The organism is Sulfitobacter sp. TCYB15 (assembly GCF_040435955.1).
GTDB classification, from domain to species: domain Bacteria; phylum Pseudomonadota; class Alphaproteobacteria; order Rhodobacterales; family Rhodobacteraceae; genus Sulfitobacter; species Sulfitobacter pontiacus.
This window is the reverse complement of sequence record NZ_CP159193.1, coordinates 2,577,422-2,599,677: the sequence shown is the minus strand read 5'-3', so window position 1 is coordinate 2,599,677 and position 22,256 is coordinate 2,577,422. Positions and strand designations below refer to the sequence as shown.

Here is a 22,256-nt window from a genome sequence, read left to right as displayed (position 1 = left end):
CCAGGCCCATACAGTCCGGCGCTTTTGATCGCGCCGGACTGTCTTGCTCCAAGAAACCGCTCGAAACCTCGCGCGCCGCGCAGTAAGCAGCGGTTATGGACAGTCAAAACACCTTCGACATTTTTATCGTGGCCACCCCCGGTCTGGAAGACATGCTTCTCGCCGAGGTGACAGAAAAAGGCTTTGCCAATCCTGTGGCCTCGCCCGGCGGGATCACGGTGCAGGGCGGATGGCCCGAGGTCTGGCGCGCGAACCTGCAACTGCGCGGAGCCTCGCGCGTGCTGGCGCGGATCGGGTCCTTCATGGCGTTCCATCTGGCGCAGCTGGACAAACGCGCGCGCAAGTTCCCCTGGGGCGATGTGCTGCGCGCCGATGTGCCGCTGCGGGTGCAGGTGACCACGAAAGCCTCTAAAATCTATCACGCCGGTGCCGCGACCCAGCGGATTGAAACCGCCTTGCGCGAAAGCCTCGGGGTTACGATCTCGCCCGAGGCGGCTCTCGTGCTCAAGGTCCGGATCGACGACAATGTGGTGACCATCAGCCTCGATACCTCGGGCGATGCGCTGCACAAACGCGGCCACAAGGAAGCCGTGGGCAAAGCGCCGATGCGCGAAAACCTGGCCTATTTGATGCTGCGTCAGGCGGGGTACACGGGCACCGAGACGGTGGTCGATCCCATGTGCGGCTCAGGGACCTTCGTGATCGAGGCGGCCGAGATCGCCATGGGCCTCAACCCCGGCCGCTCGCGCCATTTCGCTTTCGAAGACCTCGCGAGCTTTGACGCTGCCCAATGGGGTGCCATGCGCGACACCCCCACCACATCCACGCCACTGCGTTTCTATGGTTCTGACCGTGACGCGGGTGCCGTCCGGATGAGCCGTATGAATGCCGAACGGGCAGGGGTGGCCGATGCCGTAACCTTCGAAAACCACGCCGCGGGGGAGCTGTCCCCGCCCGATGGCCCCCCCGGCCTTGTCATGGTGAACCCGCCCTACGGCGGGCGCATCGGCAACAAGAAACTGCTTTATCCGCTTTATGGTACGCTCGGGCAAACGCTGCTGACCCGCTTTAAAGGCTGGCGCGTCGGCCTTGTCACGTCCGAGCCGCCCTTGGCCAAAGCCACCGGCCTGCCGTGGAAACCCCAAGGTCCCGCCATCGCCCACGGCGGCATGAAGGTCTGGCTCTACCAAACCTCGCCCCTACGCTAAACGCGACGGCCCTTTCCAGACGCGCCGCGCCATTTCCAAATGGTCTGAAATCCCGGGGTCCGGGGCAGAGCCCCGTAAATAGAACTTTGTGGCAGCGCCCCGGTCCGCCAGTACCGTTAAAGGTTCTCCGCCTGCGGCATCCCCAGCACATGGAACCCGCCATCCACGCGGATAATCTCGCCCGTTGTGCAAGCACCGGCATCCGAGGCCAGATAGACCGCGGTCCCGCCAACCGCTTCCAGTGTCGCATTGGCGCGCATGGGGGCGTTTGTGTCGGTGTGTTTATAGGTCTTGCGCGCCCCGCCAATCGCGGCACCGGCAAGCGTTTTCATCGGGCCGGGGCTGATCGCGTTGACGCGAATGCCTTCTGGGCCCAGATCATTCGCCAGATAGCGGGTGGCGCTTTCCAGTGCGGCCTTTGCCACGCCCATGACGTTGTAGTTGGGCGTCACGCGGTTTGATCCCATATAGGTCAGCGTCAGCAGGGTGCCGCCATTCTCGACCATCAGCGGATGCGCACGGCGGGCGATCTCGATGAAGGAATAGGCCGAGATATCCATCGAGTTCTTGAAGTTCGCGCGGCTGGTGTTCAGGAAGCGGCCAGTCAGCTCGGACTTGTCGGAAAAGGCGATGGCGTGGACGACGAAATCGATCGTGGGCCAACGCGCGCCCAACTGCTCGAACGCGGCATCAAGCGAGGCGTCGTCGGTGACATCGACATCGACCATGAAGTCCGACCCGACACTCTGCGCCAGAGGTTCGAGACGCTTCCCAAAGGCCTCGCCCTGATAGGTGAATGCCAGTTCCGCACCGGCTTCGGCCATCGCCTTGGCAATGCCCCAAGCGATGGAGCGTTCGTTCGCGACACCCATGATCAGGCCGCGTTTTCCTTTAAGCATGTCTGACATCTGCTGCCCTTACTCTTGGAATTTGGAAAGGATCATCGATCCGTTGGTGCCGCCGAACCCGAAGGAGTTGGTCATCACCGAATCCAGACCGGCATTGTCCACACGTTCCAGAGCGATTTCGGACGGGTCCAGTTTCGGGTCCAGATCAACGACGTTGATGGATTTGGCGATAAAGTCATTCTTGAGCATCAGCAGGCAGAAGATCGCCTCGAGCGCGCCGGCAGCGCCTTGGGCGTGGCCGGTCATCGACTTGGTCGAGCTGACGGGGGGCGTGGTGCCCTGGCCAAAAACGCGACGGACCGCTTCGATCTCGCCCACGTCGCCGACAGGTGTGGAGGTACCATGCGCGTTGATATAGCCGACCTTGCGGCCCTCGGGCAGGGTTTCCAGTGCCAAGCGCATGGCGCGTTCGCCGCCCTCGCCGGACGGGGCCACCATGTCGTGACCGTCCGATGTCGCCGCATAGCCAGTGACTTCGGCATAGATCGTGGCACCGCGCGCCTTGGCGTGCTCTAGCTCTTCGAGCACCAGCATGCCGCCGCCGCCCGAGATGACGAACCCGTCGCGGTTGGCGTCAAAGGCGCGGCTCGCGGTTTCGGGGGCGTCGTTGTATTTGCTGCTCATCGCGCCCATGGCGTCGAACAGGCAGGACAGCGTCCAGTCAAGCTCTTCGCCGCCGCCAGCGAACATCACGTCCTGTTTGCCCAGCATGATCTGTTCCGCCGCGTTGCCGATGCAATGCAGCGAGGTAGAGCAGGCCGAGGTGATGGAATAGTTGATGCCCTTGATCTTGAAGGCGGTGGACAGGTTCGCGCTGACGGTGGAGGACATGCATTTCGGCACGGCAAACGGTCCGATCCGCTTGGTCGCGCCGGTGTCGCGCACCACGTTATGCGCAGTGAACAGCGCCGATGTCGACGGCCCGCCAGAGCCCGCCACAAGGCCGGTGCGCGGGTTGCTGATCTGGTCTTCGCTCAGGCCCGCATCCGCGATGGCCTGCTGCATGGCGATATAGGCATAAGCCGCACCGCCGCCCATGAAACGCAGCGCGCGTTTGTCGATGTGGTCGGCCACATCAATCTTGAGCGTCCCTGCAACGCGGCTGCGAAAGCCGTGCTCTGTCATTTCGGGGCTGGCGACGATGCCGCTGGTCCCGTCTTTCAGCGATGCCAGAACTTCTTCTGCATTGTTTCCGATGGACGAGACAATTCCCAATCCTGTGACGACGACGCGGCGCATGGGCTGCACTCCCTTGATCTGTGTGGGGCGGGTGCCCTCTTGATGCTGCGCGGCCCGCACGCTTGTCGCGGGGCCGCACGTTCGTTTCCCGTTTGCCGCCTATGGGGCGACAAATCAAGCCATCAGTCTGTCTGGATGATCAGCAAGGTGATCCGAGCGATGATCTGACGGGTGGGCTTAGCTCTCGCTCAGCGCGACCTTCATGTCCTTGACCTGATAGATCACCTCGCCGTCGGCTTCGACGATGCCATCGGCAACGCCCATGGTCAGGCGGCGGGTCTGGATCGCTTTTGTAAAGTCGATCTTGTAGGTCAGCATCTTGCGGTCAGGGCGTACCATGCCGGTCAGCTTCACTTCGCTCACGCCAAGCGCATAGCCGCGCCCCTGCCAGCCGCGCCAGCCAAGGTTAAAGCCGGTCAGCTGCCACAGACCATCCAGGCCAAGGCAACCGGGCATGATCGGGTTGCCGGGGAAGTGGCAGTCAAAGAACCACAGGTCGGGCGTGATGTCGAATTCGGCCGTGATGTGGCCTTTGCCATGGGCACCGCCATCGGCGGAGACGTCTGTGATCCGGTCCATCATCAGCATCGGCGGGGCGGGCAGCTGCGCGTTGCCTTCGCCGAAAAGCTCGCCACGGGCGCATTTGAGCAGGGCTTCTTTGTCAAAGCTGGTGGGGTAGTCGGCCATAATATCGCGGCTCCTGAGGGCTGAATTTCAAATCCCGGCAGGTTTAGCATTGCGCGCCGCAGGCCCGCAAGGGCGCAGGCACACGACATTTACGCGACGGCGAAAGGCGGCGCTGGCAAGAGTTTCCGGATTTCCGTTTGAAAACCGCCCCCATTGCCCCTTATATATAGCACATGAGAGGTACTTATAGCCAATGACCCAAACAACACAGCAGATCAGTTCTGAGTGGCTTGCCAAGGCGGGCCTGCGCCCCACGCGGCAGCGCATGACGCTGGCGCATCTGTTGGTGGGCGACGGTCAGCACCGCCATGTCACCGCCGAAAGCCTGTTTGACGCGGCCAAGGGGCAGGGCGATGCCGTGTCGCTGGCAACCGTCTACAACACACTGCGCGCCTTTTGCGACGCGGGGCTGATGCAGGAAGTCACGGTTGACGGGTCCAAAAGCTACTTCGATACCAACACCCATGATCACCCCCATTTTTTCTGGGAGGACGAGGCACGCCTGTCTGATGCGCCCTCTGACCAGTTGGTGATCGCGCAGTTGCCCGACGCACCCGAAGGGGCCGAGATCGCCTCGGTCGATGTGGTGATCCGTCTGCGCCGCAAGGGCTAGGGTTGTTCGGTCTGGGGCACGGTTTTTTCCGGTCCCCTGCGTTCAGAACCACTGCCCCGGTTCCATCAACCCCAGATCCAGCAGTTGGCGAGAATGCCATTCAAACGGCGCGGAGTTGTGCCATTTGAAGCTGGCGATACTATCCCTGCTGCCCGGGTTGGACTTGAGCGCCTTGGCCGTGCGGAAAGAACAGATCGACGCCGTGATATTGTGGTGCCACGGGCAGGCGTAGGTGTTGTATTCTTCAACCGTGAAGGTGTGATCGTCCCGCATCCGCAAGCCGGGCTTGGCGCGGAACAGCGAGATACGGTCGATCTTGCGCCGCGCGGCGGGCACATGTTCCTCGAACCGCCAACGCAATCCGCCAAAGAAATCAAGCTGCCGTTCTTTGGGGTGGTTGTCCGGCGTGCCGTCAGGCCGCGCCAGCGCGTAATAGCCGGACCGGTCCAGAAAGGCGTTGTCCAGCGATACCGCGTTCGGGGCGGCACCTAGATCATCTGCATAAAGATCAACGACATAGGTGAGCATCGCATCGCGGCGCTCTTCCGTGTGAAAGGCCAGCAACTCCCCCACGGTGCGCGTTTCGCAGAAAGGGTAGAACAGATATTCGGCGTTGTAGCAGGTATAAAGCCATTGCCCCGGTGCGGCCTCGATCACGGCGTTTACGGCATTTTCCAGCGCGCCCTCGCGGTCCATGTCGTAGTCCACGCGCAGCACGCCTTTGCTTTCGGCGACATCACGGGCCAGCGCGAAGCTGGCGGGCATAAACGCGACAGCGGTGGCAAAGCCAAGCTGCTGGTGGTGGCGCAGCGTCGTCTCGATCTCTATCGCGTCCTCGACCATGATGAGGGCAATGGGCCCCTTGCTCAGCACCGCTTTGCTGTCACTGATAAAATGGTGAAGACTGCGGTACTGCATGACACCTCGGCTCTATTTGTACTGTGCCTTAAATCTGTCAAATCGGGACGCATTGCAAGAGAACGCTGGCGCTGTTAGACCGCGCTTTTGCACCTTTGATCAACGGACCCTGCCATGACCGCGCCAAAAAAGCTGTTCATCAAGACCTACGGCTGCCAGATGAATGTCTACGACAGTGAACGTATGGCCGAGTCTCTGGGCGACAACTACGTCGAGACAAAGACCGCAGCTGACGCCGATATGATCCTGCTGAACACCTGTCATATCCGTGAAAAGGCAGCAGAAAAAGTCTATTCCGAACTGGGCCGCCTGAAGCCTCTTAAGGAACTGAACCCCGATCTGAAGATTGGCGTCGCAGGCTGCGTGGCGCAGGCCGAAGGGGCAGAGATCATGCGCCGTCAGCCGGCCGTTGATCTGGTCGTGGGGCCGCAATCCTATCACCGCCTTCCCGCGATGGAGGCGCGCGTGCGCTCTGGCAAAACCGCGCTTGATACGGATTTCCCCGAAGAGGATAAATTCGAAAAGCTGAAAGGCCGCGGCAAAGCGACGCGTGCGCCTTCTGCGTTTCTGACCGTGCAGGAAGGCTGCGACAAATTCTGCGCCTTCTGCGTGGTGCCCTATACCCGCGGGGCCGAAGTCTCGCGCCCCGCGACCCGCGTGCTGACCGAAGCGCGCGAACTGGTAGAACGCGGCGTGCGCGAAGTCACCCTGCTGGGTCAGAACGTCAACGCCTATCACGGCGTGGGGGAAGAGGGGGCGGATTACACGCTTGCCCGCCTGATCAAGGAGTTGGCCAAGATCGACGGGCTAGAGCGTATCCGCTACACCACCAGCCACCCCAACGATATGGACGACGCGCTGATCGCCGCCCATGGCGAGATCGACAAGCTGATGCCCTATCTGCACCTGCCCGTGCAATCCGGCTCGGACCGTATCCTCAAGCGGATGAACCGCAGCCACACCGCCGAAAGCTATCTGCGGCTGATCGAACGCATCCGCGCCGCGCGCCCCGATATCGTGATGTCGGGTGATTTCATCGTCGGCTTCCCCGAAGAAACCGACGCGGATTTCGAAGCCACGATGGAGCTCGTCCGCGAGGTGAAATACGGCTACGCTTATTCGTTCAAATACTCGACCCGTCCCGGCACCCCCGCCGCCGAACGCCCGCAGGTAGAGCCCGCCATAGCCGACGAACGCCTGCAGCGCTTGCAAGGGCTGATCACCGGTCAACAGCGCGAGATCCAGAACAGCATGGTGGGGCGCGATGTTTCTGTTCTTGTCGAAAAAGCGGGCCGCGAGGCGGGGCAGATGGTGGGGAAATCCGAATACCTCCACTCTGTGCATATCGACGAGGCGCAGGCCGAAATTGGCGACGTTGTTCGCGTCAGAATCGTTGATGCCAAAACCAATTCGCTGACGGCACGTCAGATTTAGGTGTCACCGGTCGCGATTTGCCCGCAATGATTGTAGACCAAAACGACTGCAATGGCCGGAAAATGGCGTAAGTGTGGCAGTAATATAGTAAATATGGCCGCATTCGCGCTTCACAGAAGCGCGTTTACCTCTTAATCTCACAACATATAGCGGACGACCGTGGTGCCTGGGGTATCTGTGGGTCTTCCGACTGGGGGACAGTAAGAAAAGGACGAGGGCTGTGTTTAATACAATTTCCAAGGGGCTACGGCTGTTTGCGGGCACGATGATTGCCGCAACATTCGTGCTTCAGGCATCTGCTGCCGATGCACAAACAAGATCTCAACAGGGCCGTGACAAGGGCCAGTATATTCCAACGATCTGGGTTGACCCCGATGGGTGTGAACATTGGGTCATGGATGACGGTGCCGAAGGCTATATGACACCGCATGTCACCCGTCAGGGTATTCCGGTCTGCCGCCGGGGTAACGTCTGCGGCGTGATGAATACGGACCAGTTCTTCAACACCGACAGCTACCGTGTGCACCCGCAGGGCCGCGCCCGTCTGGCTGAATTCTTCAAGACTACGGGTGCCGTGTCCTATATCATCAGCGGGCACACAGACAGCCGCGCGTCGGATGCCTATAACATGAAGCTGTCGCTGAACCGTGCCAATGCGGTTGCCAGCATCGCCCAGCAATCGGGGGCCCGCATTGCGGATGTCCGCGGCTATGGCGAACGGATGCCAGCGGCGTCCAATGGCACAGCGGGCGGTATGGCCAAGAACCGCCGCGTCGAAATCATCTGCATTCGCTAAGGGGACAGTAACGTGATGAAAGCTAAGATTATGATGGTCACCGCCTGCGCCCTGACACTGGGTGCCTGCGCTGACTACGAAGGCCGGGGCTATCCCGCCGATAAAACCGTCGACCGTGGCTTTGACAAAAAGCACCTGAGCCAGCTTCAGGCCGGCATCTGGGTCGATCCCAATGGCTGCGACCACTGGATCATCGACGACGGCGTCGAAGGCTACCTGAGCCAGCGACTGGACAAATACGGCAAGCCGGTCTGCTCTGGCGTGGCCCAGCCCACATATACGGCGGGCGACTTCAAAGGCGGCTCGCGCGTCCGAGATCCCAACTGATCTTGCGACCACTCCTGCACATAGGATCGGGCCGGCGCGTTTTACGCTCCGGCCCGTTTTTGTCGGCTCAAAGGGGTACATAGTTTGAATATGGGACCCATATTAATCCAAAGACACCTCCAATTAGGAAAACGCTTTGCCATCTAGTGACACAATGACGCCTCCCGCTTCTCATGCGCAGCAGCTTGAATTTCCGGACAACCGGCTTCTGATCGATCTCTGCGGCCCCTATGACGCCAACCTGACCGCCGTAGAGACGGCGCTTGAGGTCCAGATCGTGCGCCGGGGCAACCACCTGTCGGTGATGGGAGAGGAAGACGCGACCACCCGCGCGGCCTCTGTGCTCGAAGGGCTTTACGCCCGACTGGAAGGCGGGCGCAGTGTGGAGCCCGCCGATGTCACCAGTTTGCTACGCATGGGCGATTCAGCGGCTGGGACGGGGGTGCGCCCGGGCGACCAGATCGAGATGCCGAATTTGGGCGGCGTCGAAATCCAGACCCGCAAGAAACGCGTCGAACCCCGCACGGCCGCGCAGAAAGCCTATGTGCAATCACTGTTCGACAACGAACTGGCCTTCGGCATCGGCCCTGCCGGTACGGGTAAAACCTATCTTGCGGTGGCCGTCGGCGTGTCGATGTTCATCGGGGGCCACGTGGACCGCATCATTCTGTCGCGCCCTGCCGTGGAGGCGGGGGAGAAGCTGGGCTACCTGCCCGGTGACATGAAAGACAAGGTCGATCCCTACATGCAGCCCCTTTATGACGCGCTGAATGACTTCTTGCCCGGTAAACAACTGGCCAAGCTGATCGAAGAGAAAAAGATCGAGATCGCGCCGCTGGCCTTCATGCGCGGGCGGACCCTGTCCAACGCCTTTGTTGTGCTGGACGAGGCGCAGAACGCGACCTCGATGCAGATGAAGATGTTCCTGACGCGTCTGGGCGAAGGCTCGCGGATGGTGATCACCGGTGACCGGACCCAGATCGACTTGCCACGCGGCGTGCCATCGGGCTTGCAAGACGCGGAACGGCTGCTCAAGACGATCCCCAAGATCAGCTTTAACTACTTCACCTCGAAAGACGTGGTGCGCCACCCGCTCGTGGCCGCGATCATCGAAGCCTATGAAGCAGATGCAGGCCACGCGTGATGGCCGGCTGCTTCATTTTGCCAGATAAACTCCGGGGGGCCGGGGGCTGGCCCCCGGTGGGGCGCTGATGCAGGCGCTTGACGTGATAGAGGAAGACCCCCGTTGGGCCGGTCTGGACCTTGATACCCTATGCCCCCGCGCGATGCGCGCCACATTGGCGCATCTGTCGCTGGATGCCGACACCGCCGAGGTGACGGTGCTGGCCTGCGACGATGCGCATATCGCCACGTTGAACGCAGATTTCCGCGACAAGCCCACGCCGACAAATGTGCTCAGCTGGCCCGCCGACGAACGCGGAGCCGCGCGCGACGGCGAACTTCCGCTGCCGGTCACGCCGGGGTTCGACAATATGCTGGAACTGGGCGACATCGCAATTTCATATGACACCTGCCACGCCGAGGCAGAGGCCGCAGGCCGCCCGATGGCCGATCACGTGACCCATTTGATCGTGCACGGGCTGCTTCACCTGTTGGGGTATGACCACGAACGGGACGGGGATGCGACCCTGATGGAACGGTTAGAGGTAGAAATACTTGGCAAATTGGGGTTGGATGACCCATATAGAGACGACGCAGTGCAACCGCCTGCCTAAACACATAAAGACAGGACCCGATGGGCGACACAGACGGATCATCTGAGGCGGCGCAGAGCGCGCAGTTGGAAGACATCATACCGGCCTCCGAGGCCGAAGAAACCGAAGACACCCCGAAATCCGGTGGCTTCTTTTCCCGGGTCATGGGCGCACTTAGCGCGTCGGACAACGAGGAAGAGGAGGAGATCACCGCGGCACAGGCTGACAGGCTGTCGACCCGCGGCATGATGAACCTGCGCCGGATGCGGGTGGATGATGTGGCGGTGCCCAAGGCGGATATCACCGCGGTGCCGGTGACCTCGACGCTGGATGAGCTGGTCGGCGTGTTCAAGGACAGCGGTCTGACGCGCCTGCCGGTATATGACGGCACGCTCGATACCCCCGTTGGCATGGCCCACCTCAAGGATCTGGCGCTGACCCACGGCTTTAACGGCCGAAACACCGAATTTGACCTTCAGGCGATGCTGCGTCCCTTGCTGTTCGTGCCGCCGTCCATGACCATCGGCGTCTTGCTGACCAAGATGCAGGCCGAACGGCGCCATATGGCGCTGGTGATTGACGAATACGGCGGGGTCGACGGGCTGGTCACAATCGAGGATCTGATCGAACAGGTCATCGGCGAGATCGAAGACGAACACGACGTGGACGAAGGCAAATATTGGACGGTCGAAAAACCCGGCTGCTACCTCGCGCTGGCCAAGACACCCTTGGATGACTTCGAGGCCGAGATTGGCCATTCGCTGACCGACCACGATGATGTTGACGAAGAAGAGATCGACACCCTTGGCGGGTTGGTCTTCATGCTGTCGGGACGGGTGCCGGCACGTGGCGAAGTGGTCGTGCATCCCGATGGCCCCGAGTTCGAGGTGATCGACGCTGATCCGCGCCGGATCAAGCGTTTGCGCGTGCGTATGGCCGGATCTCACTGATGACTTTGCGCAGTGCCGCTTGGATGCGGTTCGGGGCCGCGGTGCTTGCGGGCGTTGTCGCGGCCTTTGGGCAGGCACCCTATGATTTGCCGCTGGTCTTGATGGCTGCACTTGCGGCTGTTCTGTTGATCTACCGCGCTGCTGCAACGCCCCGGCAGGCCGCAGCCCTCGGCTGGGGCTTTGGCTTTGGCTATTTCTTGCATGGGTGGTCGTGGCTGATATCGCCCTTCATGGTCGACCCCGAACGCTATGCCTGGATGGCACCTTTTGCTGTGGCGGGGCTGACGGGCGGTTTGGCCTTGTATTGGGCTTTGGCGTTCTACGTGTCCCGCCGGTTGTCGGCACAGGTCTGGCCGCTGATCTTCGTCCTGCCCGCCGCCGAAATGCTGCGCGGTTATCTGTTCACCGGCTTCCCGTGGGGGATGTTCTCTCAGTCTTTGGTCAACCATTGGCCGGGGCAGGGGCTTGCGCTGGTGGGGCCCTACGGCATGACCCTTGCCTTTGTAGCGCTGGCTGTGGCGGTGGTACAGCGCGCGCGGGGCACATTGGTGCGGCAGGGCGCTGTCTGGGGCGCGCGGGTCTTGGGCGTGGCGGCGTTGACGGTACCCTTTTGGGGGGGCGACGCTCCGGTTACCGACCATATGATCCGTATGGTGCAGCCGAATGCGGCGCAGAAAGACAAATGGGACCCCGTCAAAATCCCCGAATTCTTTGATCGTCAGCTGGCGCTGACCGCTGCGCCGCCTGCGCAGGGGGATGCGGCGCCTGATCTGATCCTCTGGTCCGAAACCGCCATCGCGTGGCCGCTTGATTTGGCCCATGGCGCGCTGACCTATATCAGCGAAGCCGCAGCCGGTACGCCTGTGGTTCTGGGGGTGCAGCGGCGCGACGACATGGCCTATTACAACTCGGCCGTGTTGCTGGGGCCGGACGCCGAGGTTGTGCAGACCTATGACAAGCACCACCTCGTGCCCTTTGGCGAATATATCCCCTTTGGCGATCTGTTGGGCCGTATCGGTCTGCGCGGCATGGCGGCGCAGTTTGGCAGTGGGTTTTCCTCGGGTCCGGGGGCAGATCTGATGGATCTGGGGCCCTTGGGCCAGGCGCTGCCCCTGATCTGCTACGAGGCCGTCTTTGCGCGGGACGTCAACGCTGCACCTGCGCGGCCCGCGTTCTTGATGCAACTCACGAATGACGCGTGGTTCGGCAAGGGGCAGGGGCCGTTGCAGCATCTGGCTCAGGCCCGGATGCGCGCGATAGAGCAAGGCCTGCCCATGGCACGCGTCGCCAACACGGGCGTTTCGGCGATGATCGACCCCTGGGGCCGCGTCACAAAGAGTCTGGCCCTGAACGAGGCAGGCTTTCTGGATGCCCCTTTGCCCGCACCACGCCCTGCGACACCCTATAGCAGATGGGGCGAATGGCCGTTTCTTTTCATCACTTTGGCGGGGTTTGCCCTTGTTATCCTGCGCCGACGACGCAACTTAAAGTTTGACCAAAGGGGCAGGCAAAGCTAAGCCCCGTTAATCGGCCACAACGGCTTCCTGACGTGGCTAAGAAATCTATTGGAGCACTAAATGTCCCGCAAAAACTACACGTTCACTTCGGAATCCGTTTCCGAGGGCCACCCGGATAAGGTCTGCGACCGGATTTCCGACGCCGTACTTGATGCCTTTCTGACCGAAGAACCCGAAGCGCGTGTCGCAGCGGAGACCTTTGCCACCACCAATCGCGTGGTCATCGGCGGCGAGGTTGGCCTGTCGAACAAGGACAAGCTGGATGAATACCTTGGCAAGATCGACGGCATCGCCCGCGCCTGCATCAAGGACATCGGCTACGAGCAGGATGAATTCCACCACGCCACCTGCGAGATCACCAACTTGCTGCACCCGCAGTCGGCGCATATCGCGCAAGGCGTGGATGCCTCAGGCGACAAGGAAGAAGGCGCAGGCGATCAGGGCATCATGTTCGGTTTCGCCACTAACGAGACGCCAGAGCTGATGCCGGCGCCGATCCACTATGCCCATGCGATCCTGCGCCGTCTAGCCGAAGTGCGCAAAGACGGGACAGAGCCGACATTGCGCCCCGACGCCAAAAGCCAGCTTTCCGTGCGCTATGAAGACGGCAAGCCTGTTGGCGTGTCCTCTATCGTCTTGTCGACGCAACACGCCGATGCAGGCCAGACCAGTGCCGACATCCGCGACATCGTCGAACCCTATATCACACAGGTTCTGCCCGAAGGCTGGATCACCCCCGACACCGAATGGTGGGTGAACCCGACGGGGACCTTTGTCATCGGCGGCCCTGACGGCGACGCGGGCCTGACCGGGCGCAAGATCATTGTGGATACTTATGGCGGCGCGGCACCGCATGGGGGCGGCGCGTTCTCGGGGAAAGACCCGACGAAGGTTGACCGCTCTGCCGCCTATGTGGCGCGCTATCTGGCGAAAAACGTCGTGGCTGCCGGTCTGGCCGAAAAGTGTACGATCCAGCTGAGTTATGCCATCGGCGTGTCCAAACCCCTGTCGATCTACTGCGATACCTATGGGGGCGACGCGGATGTCACGGATGCGGCGATTGAAAAGGCGATCCGCCAGATCATCGACCTGACACCGCGCGGCATCCGCGAGCATCTGCAGTTGAACCGCCCCATCTTTGAACGCACCGCGGCCTACGGTCACTTTGGTCGGGCGCCCGAAGCGGATGGCGGCTTTAGCTGGGAAAAGACCGATCTGGTCGATGCGCTGAAGGCCGCGCTGTAAACACTGCTTCTTGGTACAACAAAGGGCAGCCCCGATGGGCTGCCCTTTTGCGTTGATGGGGGCTGCTATAGATCCCCTAGGCCGGGGCGTTTGCCGATAGAGACGTGGTCGATATCTTCGGTCCGGAACCCCTTGATCAGCGAAGGGATCATCGCAAAGACCAGCAGGAAGATCGGCAAGCCGACGACCGTGATCACCTGTTGCAAGGCGGTCAGCCCCAGATCGCCTGCAAGGATCAGCAGCATCGCGGCGACCAGCCCTTCGGACACGCCCCAGAACACCCGCTGGCGGGTGGGGCCGGGTTCGGGCGAACCGGTGCATAGCATGTCGACAACCAGCGACGCGGAATCCGAAGATGTTGCAAAGAAGATCGCCACCACCAGCACGGCGATACCCTGCACGATATCGGCGAAAGGGAAGCTTTCGAAAAACGCGAACATGGCAAGCGGGACTGAGTCAGCCACTGCGACGCTCAGCGAACCGGCCTGCGCGCCAAGAGCCGTGCGCGCGGCGGTGCCGATGCCGTCAATCTCCATCGCTTGCCAGCCGAAGATAGAGAACCAGATCAACGTGAACAGCGACGGGGCCAGCAGCACGCCAAAGACGAACTCCCGTATCGTGCGCCCCCGCGAAATCCGCGCGACGAAAAGCCCGATGAAGGGCGACCATGTGACCGTCCAGGCCCAGTAGAACACCGTCCAGCTGCCTTGCCAGCCCCAATCCCCATTCGCGGGATTGGTATCGGCAAGCATATCATTCCAGAAGGCGAGCCGTGGCAGGTTGCTTAGGTACAGGCCAAAGGTCTCGACCATGCCGCGCAGCAGGAACAGGGTCGAACCGGTCACCAGCACAAAGACCATCAACGCCACGGCCATGCCGATATTGAGGTTGGACAGCAGCTTTACCCCCTTATCCAGCCCCGCCACGATAGACACCACGGCAACGGCGGTCAGCGCGGTCAGGATGCCGACCTGCAGCGGCACGCCGTCGTTCCACCCAAACAGCGCCGACAGACCCGCTGCGATCTGCGATGACCCCAGCCCAAGCGAGACCGCGACGCCGAACAGCGTGCCGAGGATCGACGCAATGTCGATCGCCTTGCCCCAAGGGCCGTGGATGCGCTCTTTCAACAGCGGGTAAAAGACCGAACTGACCCGCACGGGTAGATCATAGCGGTTGATGAAATAGGCAAAGGCCAGACCGGGCAGCGCGAAGATCGTCCAGGTGTGCAGCGCAAGGTGGTATGTGGCGATAGAGATGGCGTCTTGTGCGGCCTGTTCCGTGAAAGGTTCAACGCCGGGCAGGGGCGGGTCCGAAAAATGACTGATCGGTTCGGCCACGCCCCAGAACATCAGCACGGTGCCGATGCCGCCCGCGAAAAGCATGGTGAACCACGACAGGTTTGTATACTCGGGCCGGCTGTCGCGCGGGCCAAGGCGGATATGGCCGTGACGGCTCATCGCGGCCCAGATCAGAAAGCCCAGCCAGACGTTGACGCCAAGAATAAAGAACCAGCCCAGATGCGATACGATCCAGGCGCGGCCTGCGGCGAAAGCATCCCCGATCGGTTCAGGGGCAAGGACAAGAGCCAGTACAAATAGGGCGGTACACAGGGCGGAAACAAAGAATATCGTAGGATCCGTTCGTAGTCCTAGTCGGCTTGCCAGTTCCCGCATTCGCATGTCCTCCGCTGCATTATGATCGGTTCTTGGTCAGGTAGAACCCTGTAGCTCAACGTAAAGTCCCCGTGATCGTTCCGGTTTTGCTGCGCTTCACAGGGGCGGCACCGCCGTTGCGCATGGGGCGCGTGGGCTTTTGCGGCGCAGGGTTACGCGAAATGTTGCGCCCGTGCCCCGCGCAGGCTAAAGCCAGCGCCATGACACATCCTGAACGCCCCCGCCGCAATTTCTACGGTCGCCTTAAAGGCAAATCGCTTAAGCAAAGCCAGAAAGGCTATATCGAAGAGGATCTAGAGGCGCTGTCGCCCGGTCCTGTCGATTGGGACGCGAACCCCGACCGTACACCGCTGGACCTGCCGACGCTGTTTGGCGGCAAGCCCGTCTGGCTGGAGGTCGGTTTTGGCGGCGGCGAACATATGGTGCATCAGGCGGCGCAAAACCCTGACGTGGGCATCATCGGCTGCGAACCTTACATCAACGGGGTCGCGATGCTGTTGGGCAAGATCCGCCGCGCGGGTGTCGATAACGTGGCGATCCATCCGGGCGATGCACGCGATATCTTTGACGTGCTGCCAGAGGCGTCGATTGACCGCGCTTTCCTGCTGTACCCCGATCCGTGGCCGAAAACGCGCCACCACCGTCGTCGCTTTGTGACGCCGGAACACCTTGAGCCGCTGGCCAAGGTGCTCAAGCCCGGCGCGATCTTTCGCGTTGCCACGGACATCGAAGACTATGTGCGCCAGACGCTTGAGCAGGTGCCACGCCACGGGTTCGAATGGCTGGCGGAACGCCCCGGCGACTGGAAAGAACCCTGGGGCGATTGGATTTCTACCCGCTACGAACAAAAAGCCCTGCGCGAGGGGCGCGTGCCGCACTATCTGACTTTCCGCAAGACCTAAGCGGGCGGGCGCGGGCCAAGAACGCTGGCAATGGACGGGGCGGGATCGCTGGTTTAAGACGGGCTTTCAGGAAGTTTTTTTGAGGGTTATCCATGTCCAGCCACGCCACGCCCGTCCCGATGACCTCTACCGCTTGCGGCCCGCTGTCCGGCGTGGCCGAGGTGCCGGGGGACAAGTCGATCTCGCACCGGTCCTTGATTTTGGGCGCGATGTGCATCGGCGAAACCACCATCAGCGGATTGCTTGAAGGCGACGACGTGCTGGACACGGCCAAGGCGATGCAGGCCTTTGGCGCGGAAGTCACCAATATGGGCGGCGGCAACTGGTCTGTGCGCGGTGTGGGCGTGGGCGGTTTCGCAGAACCGGACGGGGTGATCGACTGCGGAAACTCGGGCACGGGGGTGCGCTTGATCATGGGGTCAATGGCGACCTCCCCCATCACCGCGACATTCACCGGCGACGCCAGCCTGAACGGCCGCCCCATGGCACGGGTCACCGATCCGCTGGCCTTGTTCGGCACGCAATCTGTCGGGCGCAAGGGCGGACGCCTGCCCATGACCATCGTGGGGGCGGCTGACCCTGTGCCCGTGCGCTACACGGTGCCAGTGCCGTCCGCACAGGTGAAATCCGCCGTGTTGCTGGCAGGGCTGAACGCCCCCGGCAAGACCGTCGTGATCGAGGCCGAGGCCACGCGCGACCATACGGAGCGGATGTTGGCGGGCTTCGGTGCCGAGATCTCGGTGGAAGACACGGATGAGGGCCGTGTGATCACTCTGACCGGCCAGCCGGAGCTACAGGCCCAGCATGTGGATGTGCCGCGCGATCCGTCCTCGGCTGCGTTTCCGGTCTGTGCTGCCCTGATCGTGCCGGGATCCGACGTGCTGGTGCCGGGGATCGGGCTGAACCCGACACGGGCGGGGCTGTTCACCACGCTGCGCGAGATGGGGGCCAATCTGACCTATGAGAATGAGCGGATCGAGGGCGGCGAGCCCGTCGCCGACCTGCGCGCCAAATTCTCGCCCGACCTCAAAGGGATCGAGGTGCCGCCAGCGCGTGCGGCGTCGATGATCGACGAATATCCGGTGCTTTCTGTCGTGGCCGCCTTTGCGCAGGGCCAGACCATGATGCGCGGCGTGAAAGAGCTGCGGGTCAAAGAAAGCGATCGGATCGACGCGATGGCCAAGGGGCTGCGCGCCAATGGGATCGAAGTGGACGAGGGCCCCGATTGGTGGGCGGTCACCGGACGGGGGCACGGGAACGTGCCGGGCGGGGCCACCTGCGCCAGCCAGCTGGACCACCGCATCGCGATGTCCTTTATGATCCTTGGCATGGCCGCAACCTCGCCTGTCAGTGTGGACGACGGGTCGCCGATCACCACGTCCTTCCCGATCTTCGAGCCGCTGATGAAACGCCTTGGCGCGGATGTGACGCGGGGGGGTGCGTGATGCTGGGCTTTACCGTTGCGATTGACGGGCCGGCTGCGGCGGGCAAGGGCACTGTCGGGCGCGCAGTTGCGGCGCATTTCGGCTTTGCGCATCTGGACACCGGCCTGCTCTATCGCGCCGTAGGGGCGAAAGTGCTGGAGGGCATGACCGCCGAAGAGGCCGCCCTGACCCTGCAAGCCGATGATCTTGAGAATGACCAGCTGCGCACCAACGCCGTGGCAGAGGCCGCGAGCCGCGCGGCTGCGATCCCCGCTGTGCGGGCCGCCTTGGTCGATTTCCAGCGCAGCTTTGCCATGCGGGCAGGGGGCGCGGTGCTGGACGGGCGCGACATTGGCACGGTGATCTGCCCCGATGCGCCGGTCAAGCTGTTCATTACCGCCACGCCCGAGGTCCGTGCACAGCGCCGCTTTGCCGAGCTTAGCGCCAAGGGGGCCGAGGTCACGCTGGAAGGGGTGCTGGCCGATGTGCAGGCCCGCGATGCCCGCGACAGCACCCGCGCCGAGGCACCGTTGAAGCCCGCCGAGGATGCAGAGCTGATGGATACCTCGACCATGGATATCGAAACAGCCGTGGCCCGCGCCATCGAACTGGTGGCCGCACGTCGACGTGACTAAACGCGGCGGAACGAATGTCGCTGCCTGACGTTGGTCTGGGACGTGTCTGGCGATAGGCTGGGCACGATAGGAATAAACAAGAGGTGCTGACTATGAAGACCGCTCAAGACTATCTCGACGATGCGAATGCCGTTGTCCCCAAGATGGACGCCAAGGACGCGATTGCGAAACATGCCGAAGGCAAGGGCGTCTTTATCGACGTGCGCGATTCCGGCGACATCGCTAAAAGCGGGACCATCAAGGGCGCGCATCGTGTGCCGCGCGGCATGATCGAATTCCGCGCCGACCCCAACAAGGAAGAGATGTATAACCCGATCTTCGAAAAAGACGCAGAGATTTACCTGATCTGCGGCGCGGGCGGTCAGGCCGCGCTGTCGGGTAAGACGCTGCACGACATGGGCTATACGAATGTCACCAACATCGGCGGTTTTCCCGGCTGGAAAGAGGCGGGCGGCCCGACTGAAAGCTGATACCACATTGCGCGGATGACGGAATGGACAAGGGCAGGCTGCGGTCTGCCCTTTTTGCTGACATCGCCCTGTATGAACCTGTATGAACAGGGGATCACCTGTGCCAGCCCTTGCCTTTGCCCCGAAACAGGGCTATACGCGCGACTGTCTAAGGGGCGGATACACGTTTCGGGCGCGAGATATCAGGCAGGGTCGGTTTCATCCGGCCCTCTTTGTTTTGCGGATCGAATCCCATCGCGGATGACAATTTTAACCACAGACCGGCGGAGACAACCGCGCGGCCAGAAACCAAATGCTAAAGGAAAATCAAGCTACATGGCTATGAACTCAATGGAAGACTTCGAAGCACTTTTGGAAGAAAGCTTTGAAATGGACACGCCCGAAGAGGGCTCTGTTGTCAAAGGCAAGGTTATCGCGATCGAAGCGGGCCAAGCTATTATCGACGTAGGCTACAAGATGGAAGGCCGCGTTGAACTGAAAGAATTTGCCGAGCCTGGCGAAGCACCCAAAGTGGAAGTCGGCGACGAAGTCGAAGTATTCCTGCGTCAGGTCGAAAACTCCCGTGGTGAAGCTGTCATCTCGCGCGAGATGGCCCGTCGCGAAGAAGCCTGGGACCGTCTGGAAAAAGCCTATGCCGCAGAAGAGCGCGTTGAAGGCGCGATCTTTGGCCGCGTTAAAGGTGGCTTTACCGTTGATCTGGGCGGCGCAGTTGCCTTCCTTCCCGGTTCTCAAGTCGACGTGCGCCCCGTGCGCGATGCCGGCCCTCTGATGGGTCTGAAGCAGCCGTTCCAAGTTCTGAAAATGGACCGTCGTCGTGGCAACATCGTTGTATCGCGTCGTGCAATCCTTGAAGAATCCCGTGCCGAACAGCGTGCCGAAGTGATCGGCAACCTGACCGAAGGTCAGGAAGTTGACGGTGTGGTCAAGAACATCACCGAATACGGTGCCTTCGTTGATCTGGGCGGTGTTGACGGCCTGCTGCACGTCACAGACATGGCATGGCGCCGTGTGAACCACCCATCCGAGATCCTGTCGATCGGCGAAACCATCAAGGTTCAGGTCATCAAGATCAACAAAGAGACGCACCGCATCTCCTTGGGTATGAAACAGCTGCAAGAAGATCCATGGGATCTGGTTCAAGCCAAGTACCCGCTGGAATCCACGCACACTGGCCGCGTCACCAACATCACCGATTACGGTGCATTTGTTGAGCTGGAGCCAGGCGTTGAAGGTCTGGTTCACGTTTCCGAAATGTCCTGGACAAAGAAGAACGTACACCCCGGCAAGATCGTTTCCACCAGCCAAGAAGTCGAAGTCATGGTTCTGGAAATCGATGGCGCCAAGCGTCGCGTTTCCCTTGGTCTGAAACAGACCATGCGCAACCCATGGGAAGTGTTTGCTGAAACACACCCAGAAGGCACCGAAGTCGAAGGCGAAGTCAAAAACATCACCGAATTCGGTCTGTTTGTTGGCCTGCCAGGCGACATCGACGGCATGGTTCACCTCTCTGACCTGAGCTGGGACCAGCGCGGCGAAGAAGCGATCCAGGACTACCGCAAAGGTGACACGGTTCAGGCCGTTGTTTCCGAAGTTGACGTGGAAAAAGAACGCATCAGCCTGTCGATCAAAGGTGTGGGCGGCGACAAGTTCGCAGAAGCAGTGGGCGGCGTGAAGCGCGGTTCCGTTGTGACTGTGACCGTGACCTCCATCGAAGACGGTGGCATCGAAGTCGAATACGAAGGCATGAAAGCCTTCATCCGTCGCTCCGATCTGTCGCGTGACCGCGCCGAACAGCGCCCCGAGCGTTTCTCGGTCGGTGACAAGGTTGACGTACGCATCACCAACGTTGACGCGAAAGCGCACCGTCTGGGCGTGTCGATCAAAGCACGCGAAATCGCAGAAGAGAAAGAAGCAGTCGAGCAGTATGGCTCCTCTGACTCCGGCGCATCCTTGGGTGATATCCTGGGTGCCGCTCTGAAAGGCGACGAATAAGCCTTAGCGCTTGTTGCACAGATCAGGGGCCTCGCAGTGCAGACTGCGGGGCCCTTTTTCGTTGCGAATCGCAATCTGTGGCGAGGGGCAGGGAAGGGCGGCTGGCGGCGCTGTTCCGGGTGGCTGCGTGAAATGTGACTAAAAAATGACTGGAAAACAGCGACTTCCCGCTACTTAATCGCAATAATAGAAATATGCATGACTTCACGAACGCGTTTGGTTTGCTATAGTCCCATCTAGTTAAGACATTAATTGCGCACCTCGGAGGACGTTAAATGATCCGGTCAGAACTGATCCAGAAGATTGCCGACGACAATCCCCATCTCTATCAGCGCGACGTGGAACGGATCGTAAATACCATCTTCGAAGAGATCACCGGCGCGATGTCCGACGGTGATCGGGTAGAGCTGCGCGGCTTTGGTGCCTTTTCAGTGAAAAAACGTGACGCCCGTGTGGGCCGGAACCCTCGCACTGGGGAAACGGTTCATGTAGAAGAAAAGCACGTGCCGTTCTTCAAGACCGGTAAACTGCTTAGAGATCGTTTAAACGGGAATTCCTAATGCGTTATGTTCGCTACCTCTGCATCGCAATCTTCGCCATTGCACTGATCGCGGTTGCCTTGGCCAACCGGTCTATGGTGTCGCTGAAGTTGCTACCGACCGAGGTATCGGGCTGGTTCGCGTTGAACCCTGAAATCCAGGTGCCGCTGTTCCTTGTTATTCTGGGCAGCATCATCGCCGGTCTGCTGGTGGGTTTCGTCTGGGAATGGATCCGCGAATACGGCCAGCGTGCCGAAGCCGCACGTCAGGCCCGCGAAATGCGCCGTCTGGAACGTGAAGTCGCACGCCTGAAGGGCGAGAAATATCAGGACCAGGACGAGGTTCTGGCGCTGCTGGATCAAGCAAGCTAAGCGGGCCTATGCCCCTTAGCGCAGGAACCATCCGATGACCCAAAATTTGCACGTGAAATTCTGCGGATTGCGCAGCACGCAGGATATTGCGGCGGCCGCTGCGGCCGGTGCGCGCTATGTCGGCTTTGTCTTCTTTGAAAAATCCCCCCGGCACGTCACGATTGATCAAGCCGCTGAACTGGCCATAGAGGTGCCAACGGGGCTGTGTAAGGTCGCGTTGACGGTCAACGCGGATGACGCCTTTCTGGATGCGCTGACGGCGGCTGTGCCTATTGATATGCTGCAGCTACACGGCAAGGAAACGCCCAAGCGTGTCGCCGAGGTCAAGGCGCGCTATGGGCTGCCGGTGATGAAAGCAGTCGGTGTGGCCGATGCAGATGACCTGCCACAGATTGATGCCTATATGGCCGTGGCGGACCAGATCCTGATCGATGCGAAACCGCCCAAAGGGGCAGCGCTGCCCGGTGGCAATGGATTGTCGTTTGACTGGCGCCTGATCGCAGATCGCACATGGGACAAGCCGTGGATGCTGGCAGGGGGGCTGACCCCCGACAATGTGGCTCAGGCCGCCCGTATGACCGGCGCACGGCAGGTAGATGTCTCTTCCGGTGTGGAAAGCGCGCCGGGTGTAAAGGACGCAGGGCTGATCGCGGCATTCGGAAACGCCGCGAAGGTCTAGTATTGGCAGGA

Annotated in this window: 24 protein-coding genes and 1 riboswitch; of the genes, 18 read left to right on the top strand and 6 right to left on the bottom strand. The window is 61.1% G+C overall.

Going from position 1 to position 22,256, the window contains the following annotated elements:
* The first annotated feature begins 95 nt into the window (after window positions 1-95).
* The gene (locus ABM428_RS12450; RefSeq protein WP_132997721.1) at window positions 96-1,208 is read left to right on the top strand and encodes a class I SAM-dependent RNA methyltransferase; all 1,113 of its coding nucleotides are present in this window, start codon (window positions 96-98) and stop codon (window positions 1,206-1,208) included.
* Between the two features lie 116 nt (window positions 1,209-1,324).
* Here the strand turns inward: ABM428_RS12450 and ABM428_RS12445 are convergent, their stop codons facing one another.
* From ABM428_RS12445 to fabA, 3 genes are all read right to left on the bottom strand, one after another.
* A complete protein-coding gene (locus ABM428_RS12445; RefSeq protein WP_005849437.1) occupies window positions 1,325-2,116 on the bottom strand; it encodes an enoyl-ACP reductase in 792 nt (263 codons plus the stop codon).
* Window positions 2,117-2,125: 9 nt separating this feature from the next.
* Window positions 2,126-3,355 (bottom strand): beta-ketoacyl-ACP synthase I, encoded by a 1,230-nt coding sequence (gene fabB, locus ABM428_RS12440; protein ID WP_132997720.1) that lies wholly within the window; start codon window positions 3,353-3,355, stop codon window positions 2,126-2,128.
* Between the two features lie 177 nt (window positions 3,356-3,532).
* Window positions 3,533-4,042, bottom strand: a complete 510-nt coding sequence (gene fabA, locus ABM428_RS12435; RefSeq protein ID WP_132997719.1) for a bifunctional 3-hydroxydecanoyl-ACP dehydratase/trans-2-decenoyl-ACP isomerase — start codon at window positions 4,040-4,042, stop codon at window positions 3,533-3,535.
* A 193-nt stretch (window positions 4,043-4,235) separates the two neighbouring features.
* On the opposite strand from fabA, the gene irrA reads away from it, so the two are divergent.
* Entirely contained in the window at window positions 4,236-4,655 is a 420-nt protein-coding gene (irrA, locus tag ABM428_RS12430; RefSeq protein ID WP_005849434.1) for an iron response transcriptional regulator IrrA, read from the top strand.
* Between the two features lie 42 nt (window positions 4,656-4,697).
* Here the strand turns inward: irrA and ABM428_RS12425 are convergent, their stop codons facing one another.
* The gene (locus ABM428_RS12425) at window positions 4,698-5,573 is read right to left on the bottom strand and encodes a glycosyltransferase family 2 protein (RefSeq protein WP_132997718.1); all 876 of its coding nucleotides are present in this window, start codon (window positions 5,571-5,573) and stop codon (window positions 4,698-4,700) included.
* A gap of 114 nt (window positions 5,574-5,687) precedes the next feature.
* Between ABM428_RS12425 and miaB the strand changes: the two genes are divergently transcribed.
* The 8 genes from miaB (at window position 5,688) to metK (ending at window position 13,557) form a co-directional block, all read left to right on the top strand.
* The gene (miaB, locus tag ABM428_RS12420) at window positions 5,688-7,007 is read left to right on the top strand and encodes a tRNA (N6-isopentenyl adenosine(37)-C2)-methylthiotransferase MiaB (protein WP_005849432.1); all 1,320 of its coding nucleotides are present in this window, start codon (window positions 5,688-5,690) and stop codon (window positions 7,005-7,007) included.
* Between the two features lie 220 nt (window positions 7,008-7,227).
* Window positions 7,228-7,803 carry an OmpA family protein gene (locus ABM428_RS12415; protein WP_005849431.1) on the top strand — a complete coding sequence of 192 codons (576 nt, stop codon included), beginning with the start codon at window positions 7,228-7,230 and terminating at the stop codon, window positions 7,801-7,803.
* Between the two features lie 15 nt (window positions 7,804-7,818).
* The gene (locus ABM428_RS12410; protein ID WP_005849430.1) at window positions 7,819-8,130 is read left to right on the top strand and encodes a hypothetical protein; all 312 of its coding nucleotides are present in this window, start codon (window positions 7,819-7,821) and stop codon (window positions 8,128-8,130) included.
* 154 nt (window positions 8,131-8,284) lie between these two features.
* Window positions 8,285-9,274, top strand: coding sequence for a PhoH family protein (locus ABM428_RS12405; protein ID WP_009825126.1), 990 nt, complete (start codon window positions 8,285-8,287; stop codon window positions 9,272-9,274).
* 67 nt (window positions 9,275-9,341) lie between these two features.
* Window positions 9,342-9,866 carry an rRNA maturation RNase YbeY gene (gene ybeY / locus ABM428_RS12400; protein WP_286759920.1) on the top strand — a complete coding sequence of 175 codons (525 nt, stop codon included), beginning with the start codon at window positions 9,342-9,344 and terminating at the stop codon, window positions 9,864-9,866.
* A gap of 20 nt (window positions 9,867-9,886) precedes the next feature.
* Complete coding sequence (locus ABM428_RS12395) at window positions 9,887-10,795, top strand: hemolysin family protein (RefSeq protein ID WP_005849427.1); 909 nt, start codon at window positions 9,887-9,889, stop codon at window positions 10,793-10,795.
* Entirely contained in the window at window positions 10,795-12,312 is a 1,518-nt protein-coding gene (lnt, locus tag ABM428_RS12390) for an apolipoprotein N-acyltransferase (protein WP_353627986.1), read from the top strand. The genes ABM428_RS12395 and lnt overlap by 1 nt, the downstream gene beginning before the upstream one ends.
* Before the next feature lie 8 nt (window positions 12,313-12,320).
* A riboswitch (SAM-SAH riboswitch) is annotated at window positions 12,321-12,368 on the top strand.
* Between the two features lie 4 nt (window positions 12,369-12,372).
* Window positions 12,373-13,557 (top strand): methionine adenosyltransferase, encoded by a 1,185-nt coding sequence (gene metK / locus ABM428_RS12385; RefSeq protein WP_005849425.1) that lies wholly within the window; start codon window positions 12,373-12,375, stop codon window positions 13,555-13,557.
* A 65-nt stretch (window positions 13,558-13,622) separates the two neighbouring features.
* Here the strand turns inward: metK and ABM428_RS12380 are convergent, their stop codons facing one another.
* The gene (locus ABM428_RS12380; protein ID WP_132997716.1) at window positions 13,623-15,233 is read right to left on the bottom strand and encodes a BCCT family transporter; all 1,611 of its coding nucleotides are present in this window, start codon (window positions 15,231-15,233) and stop codon (window positions 13,623-13,625) included.
* A gap of 55 nt (window positions 15,234-15,288) precedes the next feature.
* Complete coding sequence (locus tag ABM428_RS12375; RefSeq protein WP_340269510.1) at window positions 15,289-15,435, bottom strand: hypothetical protein; 147 nt, start codon at window positions 15,433-15,435, stop codon at window positions 15,289-15,291.
* Here ABM428_RS12375 and trmB point away from each other — a divergent pair.
* The 8 genes from trmB (at window position 15,434) to ABM428_RS12335 (ending at window position 22,245) form a co-directional block, all read left to right on the top strand.
* Window positions 15,434-16,135 carry a tRNA (guanosine(46)-N7)-methyltransferase TrmB gene (trmB, locus tag ABM428_RS12370; RefSeq protein ID WP_235183805.1) on the top strand — a complete coding sequence of 234 codons (702 nt, stop codon included), beginning with the start codon at window positions 15,434-15,436 and terminating at the stop codon, window positions 16,133-16,135. The genes ABM428_RS12375 and trmB overlap by 2 nt on opposite strands.
* Window positions 16,136-16,227: 92 nt before the next feature.
* The gene (gene aroA / locus ABM428_RS12365; RefSeq protein WP_353627985.1) at window positions 16,228-17,580 is read left to right on the top strand and encodes a 3-phosphoshikimate 1-carboxyvinyltransferase; all 1,353 of its coding nucleotides are present in this window, start codon (window positions 16,228-16,230) and stop codon (window positions 17,578-17,580) included.
* Window positions 17,580-18,194: a d(CMP) kinase gene (locus tag ABM428_RS12360; RefSeq protein WP_005849417.1), complete on the top strand. Its 615-nt coding sequence runs from the start codon at window positions 17,580-17,582 to the stop codon at window positions 18,192-18,194. The genes aroA and ABM428_RS12360 overlap by 1 nt, the downstream gene beginning before the upstream one ends.
* Before the next feature lie 92 nt (window positions 18,195-18,286).
* Entirely contained in the window at window positions 18,287-18,664 is a 378-nt protein-coding gene (locus tag ABM428_RS12355; RefSeq protein WP_260003470.1) for a rhodanese-like domain-containing protein, read from the top strand.
* 315 nt (window positions 18,665-18,979) lie between these two features.
* A complete protein-coding gene (rpsA, locus tag ABM428_RS12350; RefSeq protein WP_235183804.1) occupies window positions 18,980-20,656 on the top strand; it encodes a 30S ribosomal protein S1 in 1,677 nt (558 codons plus the stop codon).
* Between the two features lie 275 nt (window positions 20,657-20,931).
* Window positions 20,932-21,216 carry an integration host factor subunit beta gene (gene ihfB, locus ABM428_RS12345; protein WP_005849411.1) on the top strand — a complete coding sequence of 95 codons (285 nt, stop codon included), beginning with the start codon at window positions 20,932-20,934 and terminating at the stop codon, window positions 21,214-21,216.
* Window positions 21,216-21,566 carry a LapA family protein gene (locus ABM428_RS12340; protein ID WP_005849409.1) on the top strand — a complete coding sequence of 117 codons (351 nt, stop codon included), beginning with the start codon at window positions 21,216-21,218 and terminating at the stop codon, window positions 21,564-21,566. The genes ihfB and ABM428_RS12340 overlap by 1 nt, the downstream gene beginning before the upstream one ends.
* Window positions 21,567-21,600: 34 nt before the next feature.
* Window positions 21,601-22,245, top strand: a complete 645-nt coding sequence (locus tag ABM428_RS12335; RefSeq protein ID WP_353627984.1) for a phosphoribosylanthranilate isomerase — start codon at window positions 21,601-21,603, stop codon at window positions 22,243-22,245.
* Window positions 22,246-22,256 lie beyond the last annotated feature (11 nt).